Source organism: Palleniella muris (assembly GCF_004792655.1).
GTDB lineage: Bacteria > Bacteroidota > Bacteroidia > Bacteroidales > Bacteroidaceae > Prevotella > Prevotella muris_A.
In genome coordinates this window covers 61474-70977 of the sequence record NZ_SRZC01000022.1, presented here as the reverse complement: position 1 = coordinate 70977, position 9504 = coordinate 61474, and the positions used below count along the sequence as shown (strand labels likewise).

Below are 9504 nucleotides of genomic sequence, written 5' to 3'. Positions count from 1 at the left end.
TAGAACACAAATACACTTTTGTGTCAAAATAAAAAGTCGAAGTTCATGTAACTTTATAAGCCTGTGGACAAAGGTACTGGTTCTGGTAATGAACCTATTAAGATGGAATCCGGCAAATAAGTCGCTTTTAAAAAATCATGGGTGATGTATGGTACCTGCATCACCATTGCAAGTTTTTTTATATTTATAAGCATATGAAATGGTCAAGATATAATGTGCTGTTCTATTCTGAAAAGTTAGGATATGCACTTTTCAATTCAAGCATGTTGTCTCTTACAACGATAGACAAAAATACCTATGATTTGTTTTGTGAAATACGTGACGGAGTTGAAGATGCTGAAAGTCGGCTTACAGCAGAAGATTTAGATAATCTTAAGAACGGCAAGGTATTTGTGGAAGAAAATGAGGATAATGAATATGTTTCGATGTTGCGGTTTAAGCGCCAGCGTCAAGCATACTCGTCAAAGACTTTGGGAATGGTCATTTGCCCAACTTTGGCATGTAACTTTGCGTGTCCATATTGTTATGAACACAACCTTCCTGTTACATCAATGAAAGATGATATACAAAACAGATTGGTTGATTTTATAAACAGATATGCAGATAGTTTTGAAGGATTTACAATAAACTGGCATGGAGGTGAGCCGTTGGTCGCTTTTGATACCATAAAATCTTTATATTCAAAGTTTGAAAAAGATGTACGCCTTCCAATAACTAATTCAGCAATGGTGACAAACGGCTATCTCCTGAATAAAGAAATTTGTGAGTTTTTCAATCAACACAGATTGGACTACATGCAGATAACGATTGACGGCAATAAAGAAACCCACAACAAAACCCGTAGGCTGAAGAATGCTCAATCCTCGTTTGAGCGTATTATTGAAAATGTTGATATGGCAGCGGAACTGATGCCGGATTGTTTGATAGGCATAAGGACAAATATAGGACGCGCAAACCGAGAGGAGTATCCTGCTTTGCATAAGGAATTGAGTGACAGGTGGGCTGGCAAGAATGTGAAGATTTACCATGCTTATGTCCAAGACAATTCCTTGAACACGTGTTATGCCAAAAGGTGCGCAGTGGAACTTAGTACGAAAGAAAAGAATGATTTCGACATACTTCTGGCGAAAAATGGAATAAAGCAAAAGAAATCTCTTTATCCACGTCTGGATAAAACCTTCTACACGTGTATGGACAATAATGCTTATGTCGTTGACCCTAAAGGGTTTTTGTACAAGTGTTGGGGAGATGTTGGTATAGAGGAGCGCTCCATCGGAACACTGAAGGATGGAATAACGAATTTCAGGATAGTTTCTCAGTTTATGATTGACTCTGACAAATTCTCTGATTCAAAATGTCTGGAATGCCCTTTCTTGCCGATATGTGACGGGGGATGCAATCTTTATCGCGTTGGCAAAATTGAGAAGGGAATCCCTTATAATGTTTGCAATTTTGATGAACAAGGATTGGTGCGCTTTATTGAATTATATTGTGAGGACATGAAATAATGTTTCTCAGCTCTCTATTTTTATAAAAACAGGATGAATATGAGGTGTAAGATGTTGCGATTGTATGTCATGATGTTTTTTGCAGTGCAGTCTGCAGATAACTGCCATGCTAAAGATATATTTGGAAAAGTGGTGAATTCACAGGGTAGTCCTTTGGAATATGCCAATATTGCATTGTTGTCCAGGAATGATTCTGCATTCATAAAGGGTGAAATGACGGATTCCGTTGGTGCTTTTGTGTTTGGGCATTTGGACGGTAGTGGTGATTGGCTGCTAAAGGTCAGTATGTTGGGCTATCAGGACACTTGCCTCGTTTTCTCGCAGAGTCCATGTGTCATACAATTGAAGGAATCTCATTACTCACTGAAAGAGGTTGTGGTGAAGGGCAATGTCTTTCGCCAGACATCCACAGGCATAAAGACCATGGTGGCGGGGACATCGTTGGGCAGCCTGTCCTCTGCCGATGAGGTTCTTGCCCATGTCCCCGGGCTGTTCAAAGGTTATCAGATTGCAGGGAAAGGAACTCCGGTGTTCTATCTTAACGGACGCAGGGTCTACAACAGCAATGACATAGAGAACTTGTCCCCTGATATGATAAAGGATATTGAGGTTGTCCGCAATCCCGGTGTCTCTTATGGTGCGGACATCAAGTCAGTTGTCCTCATAACCACAAAGAGAAAGCAGGGTGATGGTCTCGGCATGTACCTGCGCAGCAGTTATTACGGTTGGACGAACAGTGATTTCGTTGAGCAGGCAAACTGGAATTACCGCCACCGCAACCTTGATGTTTTCGGAAACCATTCGTTTGTCAGCCAAGATACAGAAGTCCACAGCGAGATAACCCAAATCCTCCATTCTGACAGAATGTGGGAGCAGAGGAATTTCCAGAAGTCACAGATATATGCCCGCGTGTTCAAAAACACGTTTGGTGCGAACTATAATTTTGACGATAAGAACAGTGCTGGCATAAAATACAGTGTTGATTTTCCCTTGAACACCATTGATACAAGTGTCATGGAATCATTTGTTGATGTTGACGGGAAACCTTATGATGAACTTGGAAACCTGAATGAATCCCGCAACACCTCTCCTGCAAGACACCATGTCAATGCGTACTACAGGGGACATTATGGAAAATTCACTTTCGGGACTGACCTTGATTTCCTGAGAAACAAGCGGTCATCAAGTACTATCTATTCCGAGCAGAGCGACAATTATCAGGACAGGATTGTCAACACGGAAAGTAATGTTACAAATATGATGTTCGCATCAAAGGTGTTCTCCGAATTGTCGCTTGCAAAATGGTCGTTAGTTTTGGGGGTGGACTACAGCCGGACGCACAGGGAGAGTGATTATCGTAATGCGGAGCAGATTGTAAGCAGTAGTAATGAGGAGGCTCGCGAGAAGCATCTTGCACCATACATGGATGTGAGGTGGAGCGTCGGCAACTGTCAGGTCTCCGGTGGTCTGCGTTATGAGATGGCATGGGTGGACTATATGTCGGAAGACAATTCTGTCCTCGACAGGAGCTATCGCAATGTGTATCCGAACATATCTGCATATTTGCCGTTAAAGAATGTTGGCATTCTCGCCGGTTACTCAATCAAGGACAGAAAGCCATCATATTCAATGCTTAGGAATGAGGTCACTTATGGAAACAGGTTCACATATCAGGCAGGTAATCCCTATCTGGAGTCTGAGAAGATTCATGAAATAAGCCTTTCGTTAGTATACAAGTGGATGCAGTTCGCCCTTGGATATACCGACCGCCGGGATGCGATACTTTATTCATCAGACTTTTATGAAGAAGACAAATCCATTGCGCTCATCTCTTTTGACAATATCCCAAGCCTGAAAAGCATGACAGGCACTGTTGCTGTTTCCCCTACATTCGGATTGTGGTCTCCTACACTGACGCTTGCTGTGTCAAAGCAATGGCTTGCGACTGACACACAGTATGGAACAGAAAGATTTAATCAGCCGATATTCATGTGCAGCTTTTCTAATATCTTTGATTTCGGGAAAGGCTGGAAAGCCTTTGTTGACATGCTGTTCACTTCTAAAGGCGACAATGAGAACTGCCACCTGTCACGCGCGACATTCGGTTTGGATTTGAGGATATACAAGTATCTTATGGATAATAGGCTCTCTTTAAGCTTTGGCATTACTAATCTGTTGGATACCCAGAAGAGCGGTAATGTCCTGCACATGTGTAATCTAAAGACCACCCAGATAGAGTGGAAAGATATGCGTGAAGCAAGTCTCACTCTGACATATCGTTTCAATTCCTCCAAGGATAGATACAAAGGCACTGGTGCAGGAAAGCAGGAACAACAGCGCCTGTGATTACTAAAAAACAAATTCATTTATATTTTACGTATTTTCCAAAGAAACTAAAATAAAAGAACCAATAATGAAACACACCTGTTTCCAGCGCCAGCACGACTCAATGCAGTGCGGCATAGCGTGCCTTGCGATGCTCTGCCGCCATTACGGACGCAAGTATTCCCTTGGCACTCTCTCGCATTATTGCTTCGCCACCACAGAGGGAGTCTCCATGCTCGGCATAAGTGAGGCGGCGCAGGAACTCGGCTTCAGCACCGTCAGTGGCAGGATGACCACCGACATTCTGGCGGATGCCGCGCTGCCGTGCATCCTCCACTGGAACCAGAACCATTTCGTTGTGCTGCACAAGGTGACTGGAAAGGGGCGCAAGTTTCATGTCGCTGACCCTGGAAAGGGATTCATCAAATATACGAAGGAGGAGTTCGAGCAGCATTGGGCGGTCACCCAGCCCGACGGCACGAGGAAAGGCATCGCCATGTTCCTTGAACCCACAGAGGCATTCTACGAGAGGAAGAAAGGCATTAATGAGGAAGGGGAGGGACCCTCCTTCAGCTTCCTTTTCGGCTATTTCAAGGAATACCGGAAGATATTCTTCATAATCTTCCTTACCCTTCTCGTCGGCAGCCTGCTGCAGCTTTTGCTCCCGTTCCTCACACAGGCGATTGTCGACCGCGGCATAAGGGACAAGGATGTGGGGCTTGTGTGGCTCATACTCCTCGGCGAACTCATGATAGTCCTCGGCAGGACAGCGGCCGACATCATCCGCCGCCGTCTCCTGCTGCATGCCTCCATGCGGATAAACATCTCGCTTGTGAGCGACTTCTTCATAAAGCTGCTGAGGCTGCCCATGCCGTTCTTCGACACAAAACTCATGGGCGACCTCCTGCAGAGGATGGGCGACCACTCACGCGTGCAGTCGTTCCTCACCGACCAGGTGCTCAACGTGATGTTCACGATGCTCAGCTTCTTTGTGTTCGGCATCGTACTATTCATCTACAACAGCCTGATATTCGCCGTGTTCCTCCTCGGCAGCGTACTTTACGGTGTGTGGATAGCCCTGTTCCTCGAGCGCAGGAAAGTCCTCGACTACGAGTTCTTTGAGCAGCAGGCTGTAAACCAGAACCGCACCTATCGGTTCATCACATCCATGCAGGAGATAAAGCTGCAGAACTGCGAGCAGCGCCGCCGCCGGGAGTGGGAGGACACGCAGAAGGACCTCTTCCATGTCCAGATGAAGTCCCTGAAGCTGCAGCAGACACAGCAGGCAGGCTCAATATTCATCAACGAGTTGAAGAACATCCTCATCACCGTGCTTGCCGCCACGGCGGTCATCGACGGCAGCATAACCCTCGGCACCATGCTTGCCGTGCAGTACATCGTCGGGCAGCTCAACTCCCCTGTCGAGCAGCTCATGGGCTTCATCTATTCCCTGCAGGACGTGCGGATTTCCCTTGAGCGAATCAGCGAGATTCACCGTGCGGAGGACGAGGACGGCAGGGAAGGGCTGCTCACATCCTTCACAGGCAGCAAGAGCATAGAGTTCTCCAATGTCAGTTTCAAGTATGACCCTCATGCGCTGAAGAACACATTGTCGGACATCACGCTCTCAATTCCCGAAGGCAGGGTCACCGCCATAGTGGGAGCAAGCGGCAGCGGCAAGACCACCCTCATAAAGCTGATGCTTGGCTACTACAAGGTCATGGGTGGCACTCTCTGCGTTGCAGGTAAGGACATCATCGGCTACAACCTCAAATGGTGGCGCAGCCGGTGCGGAGTGGTGATGCAGGACGGCGTAATCTTCTCCGAGTCCATAGCGCGCAACATAGCCGTCGACGACGGCGAGCCTGACACGGAGCGCATGGAGCAGGCAGCACGCATAGCCTGCATACACGACTACATCATGTCCCTGCCGTTGAGGTACGGCACAAAGATAGGCCCTGACGGCGTGGGACTCAGCCAGGGGCAGAAGCAGCGCATCCTCATCGCGAGGGCTGTGTACAAGAATCCGGACTTTATCTTTCTTGACGAGGCGACCAACGCCCTTGACGCAAGGAACGAGCGCGAGATAGTCGAGAACCTCGACAGATTCTACGAAGGAAGGACGGTTGTTGTCGTTGCCCATCGCCTGAGTACGGTCAGGAATGCCGACAAGATTGTTGTCCTTGACAATGGGCGCATCGTGGAAGAGGGCACGCACAGCACGCTCACCGCTGCGAAAGGAACTTACTATAATCTTGTAAAGAACCAGCTTGAATTAGGGAATTAATGGCAGAGACTGCGGATTTATGGCAGCGATGAAAATCAAAAGAACCCAAGAAAGAAGCTCAACACTTCCTACTTGGATTCTTTGGTTTTTTATGCAGGCTTTCCAAAGATTCTTCAAAGAATTCTCTAAGGATTCATATCACAAAATCAAGGGTTCTCTTGCCGAATTGAAAAGTATTACTGAGAAAATAATCCGGGCAAAATTGCATTGACATTGTGAGTCTGATGCTTGTTTATTTGAACTTGTCAGTATGGTCTCCTATGACGATGATGTGATGGTTGCCTATTGTGCTGTCGAAGAAATAGGCGGCATCGGCGGGATTGTCGAGCTTTACGAGGATTTGTGTGCGGCATTTTTGGCAATCATCTTGGTTCTCAATGATTGTGCCGGCGGCGATGAACGAGCGTTCAAGTCCTTTGCCTCCGCACTTCATTACCGTCACTCTGCCTGTCGGCATGATGCCTTGGATAGCCACACCCGAGTTGCTCTCAAAGTGTGTGCGAATGATGTAGCCCTCGGTTTGGCATAGTCCTATTGTGCAATGGGCGAAGATTATCTCGCCTGTCTCACGGTTTATGCGTGATGGGTTTGCCATGAAAGCCCCTTTGCCCGTGACACGATTGGCGAGAAGCATGGTGAAAGTGGAGGTCAGATCACCTTCACATCCTGCGACAATGCCGTTGTCATTAAGCAGTGCAAGTGCAAGGCAACCGGTCGTTTTTGTTGTAGGGATGAGGCTGAAGCACTGCAATGTGAGTGCGTCAAGCCGTTCTTCCTCGGCGATGCGTTGCAGTACGGCATAAAGGCGCATTGCTTTAACTACCTCTGCACGGTTAGGTTCTACGCATGAGACGGCATCGTTGATGAACTTGTCGGTGGCTGCTGCCACGGCTTCATCTGTCATTTCATGGAAATAAGTGTTTACAATGTCAAGGCTGATGTCCACAAATTCCACGCCCCAACGCTCACGGGCGAGAGTGTAGTCCACATCGCTTGCCACGAGCCAGTCGGACGGTTCGCCGAGCACACCGATACGGCAGCCGTTGACAGGTGATTCTTTCAGGTTGATGGCGTTGTCGTTTGATGAAGGTTCTGTGACAGAATTGCCGTTTTCGATAGCGGCAATTACCGCAGGCATCTCGCCATGGATTATTGTGCAAGTGTCGCCCTGCTGTCGTGCCCTGCATGACAGTTCGAGTGATGCGGCAAGGGAGTTTGCCTTGCCGTCAGTCAGGAGAGTGAGCGGTTTTGGAAGTCGGTGGTAGTTTTTGATGACCATTCCTTCTGTGCCGCCTGTGGCGATGAAGACAAGAGTCTTGCCTTCGAGGCTGTCAGGATTGTGGCTGTCAAGGTCTTTCTCAAAGATGACGCTCACTTCAAAATTGTTTTCCAAAGCGTCAAACAGTTCTTCGTGGGCTTTGCGTATGGAGACGTATTCCTGCTTTTGGAATACAGATGCGAAGGTCAGAAGATTAAGTTTTTCCATGATAGAATGCTGTTTCTGCGTGTGTTAGGAAGATTAAGGCTTTATGAATTCTTTCTTGACGATCCCTTTCCATGTTGGGATTTCGAGGGTGATGATGTCACCGGACTTAAGGTCTGCTGTTGGGATTGATGCGTATTGGCTTACGGTGTAATAGGCAGGCACATTGTTCTGCGCATGACAAATGCGGTAGTGGTATCTGTCGCCGCTTTCCGCCTTGTCCGCTCCCTCACAGACAATCCCCAGTGACTGGCGTGTGTCCTCGCTGTCAGTGCTTCCGCTTTTGATGTCAAGGCACAGATTAAGATGCTTGCCGTTCTTGGCAAACCATGCCGTAGCAAGGCTTAAAGGGTCGCGGTTGTCATACCAATCTTTCGCCTCTTCCGGTGTCTTGGGGATTAGGACAAGTGCCGGTTTCGCGCTTATGGCTTGAGTGGTGGCGTGGACATTAGGGCTGTGTTCCACCTTGTTATAATATAATAAGGCGCGGTAGCATGTCTCTTTCTCCATTGCCCATGGGGCATACACATGGTAGGAGAACGTGAGACGCTCGTCAGAGTCTGTCACGGCATAGCCGAGTTCCTTTGGCTCTGTAGTATAGACGTCGCACAATTCCGCCACCAGCTGTGGGTATTTGTAGCCGTCACCGTCATCATCCGATGCGGTGCATGACATGCACAGGCACGCCAAAGCAAGGCATAATATTTTAAGCACCGTCATCTTCATTTTCGCTTGCCATTTTGTTTCTCAACGGATTAGCATACATTGTCAGCATGCGTTCCCGGAGGAAAGCCTCGTCCTTGTTTGGGATGTCAATCTTTGAAAGCTGCCTTTTCAGGTAGTCCTCAAAGCGTTTCTCATCCGCAGCAGTGTAGTTGTCGGCGTTGTCACGGTTGCCGTTGAGCAGGTCAAGGGCGATGTAGTTGTTCGGATAAATCCTGTAACCCTGGTGTATGGCATTGTCCATCCGCCTTGCCACCTCCATGTAGAAGTCCGCCTTTGTCAGCCCGTCATATTCGCCAAGCCACTCGTTTATGCATGGAGCGCATTCATAATGCACCCGTCCCTTGTAGCCCATGATGCCGACTTTCATGTTCTCAAGGTCATCCTGCTTGGACTTCTTGTATGCAGGATTATCCCTTTTCAGCTGGAACTCCTTGGCTTTCAAATAGTCGCAAGGGTCAAACTCGTAGGAGATTGTCAGTGGAACGATGTTCAGTTCGTCAAGCGAACCGCCGTAGCCAAGCATCTTCAGCACAGACTCCTGAGTGCGGTCGTCAGAATCTTTCGCCCTTCCTTCACGCTGTGCGAGCCATATATTCTCGCCTTTGTCCTTAATGGCGTGGTGGATGTACCTTGACATCAGCATGGAACTTTCCAACAGCTGGCGTGGTGAAAGCCCGCGCTTCACGGTGAAAGCCTTGTTGAGCTTCACGAGAGTTCTTATCCATGGGTAGATGAGAAGGTTGTCGCCGATACCGATTTCCACTGTTGTGTCATAGCCGTTCTTGAACAGTTCGTAGGAGAGAATGGCAGAATCCAGCACGATGTCGCGGTGGTTTGATATGTAAGTGTGGTGCCTGTCCTTCACAGGAAGCGGATGACCGCTGAATGTGCAGCCGTCAGTGGATTTCTTCAGTGTGTAGTTTACGACGCGCCGCATGTATCTTCTCTGGAAGTCAAGTGTGGTGTTTACGCCGATGAACATTGTGCGAAGAAGGAATCGTATCACGCCCTTCGGCAGTGGGATGAAGCCACGCAGCATAGTCATGAACTGCCTGTCGTTGAGCAGGGATTCTACAGCAGGTCGCACTTCGCCTTTGCCAAACGGTCTTATCTCGTCAAACTCGTTATGCATAGAGGAGGGTTTCTTGTTGTGTTTAGTGGAAAGCAGGCATGGC

6 protein-coding genes are annotated in these 9504 nt (G+C 47.9%); 3 read left to right on the top strand and 3 right to left on the bottom strand.

Annotated features, from left to right (window positions below; genetic code table 11):
- Positions 1-137: 137 nt before the first annotated feature.
- The 3 genes from E5358_RS12165 (at position 138) to E5358_RS12155 (ending at position 6120) form a co-directional block, all read left to right on the top strand.
- Positions 138-1508 (top strand): radical SAM/SPASM domain-containing protein, encoded by a 1371-nt coding sequence (locus tag E5358_RS12165; protein WP_277821286.1) that lies wholly within the window; start codon positions 138-140, stop codon positions 1506-1508.
- 213 nt (positions 1509-1721) lie between these two features.
- The gene (locus E5358_RS12160; protein WP_168354662.1) at positions 1722-3854 is read left to right on the top strand and encodes an outer membrane beta-barrel protein; all 2133 of its coding nucleotides are present in this window, start codon (positions 1722-1724) and stop codon (positions 3852-3854) included.
- 67 nt (positions 3855-3921) lie between these two features.
- Positions 3922-6120 carry a peptidase domain-containing ABC transporter gene (locus tag E5358_RS12155; protein WP_135940444.1) on the top strand — a complete coding sequence of 733 codons (2199 nt, stop codon included), beginning with the start codon at positions 3922-3924 and terminating at the stop codon, positions 6118-6120.
- Between the two features lie 232 nt (positions 6121-6352).
- Here the strand turns inward: E5358_RS12155 and E5358_RS12150 are convergent, their stop codons facing one another.
- From E5358_RS12150 to E5358_RS12140, 3 genes are read right to left on the bottom strand one after another with little or no spacing between them, the layout of a single operon-like run.
- Positions 6353-7606, bottom strand: a complete 1254-nt coding sequence (locus tag E5358_RS12150) for a fucose isomerase (RefSeq protein WP_135940443.1) — start codon at positions 7604-7606, stop codon at positions 6353-6355.
- Positions 7607-7639: 33 nt separating this feature from the next.
- Entirely contained in the window at positions 7640-8329 is a 690-nt protein-coding gene (locus E5358_RS12145) for a NigD1/NigD2 family lipoprotein (protein WP_135940442.1), read from the bottom strand.
- Positions 8310-9461 (bottom strand): acyltransferase, encoded by a 1152-nt coding sequence (locus E5358_RS12140; protein ID WP_135940441.1) that lies wholly within the window; start codon positions 9459-9461, stop codon positions 8310-8312. The genes E5358_RS12145 and E5358_RS12140 overlap by 20 nt, the downstream gene beginning before the upstream one ends.
- Positions 9462-9504 lie beyond the last annotated feature (43 nt).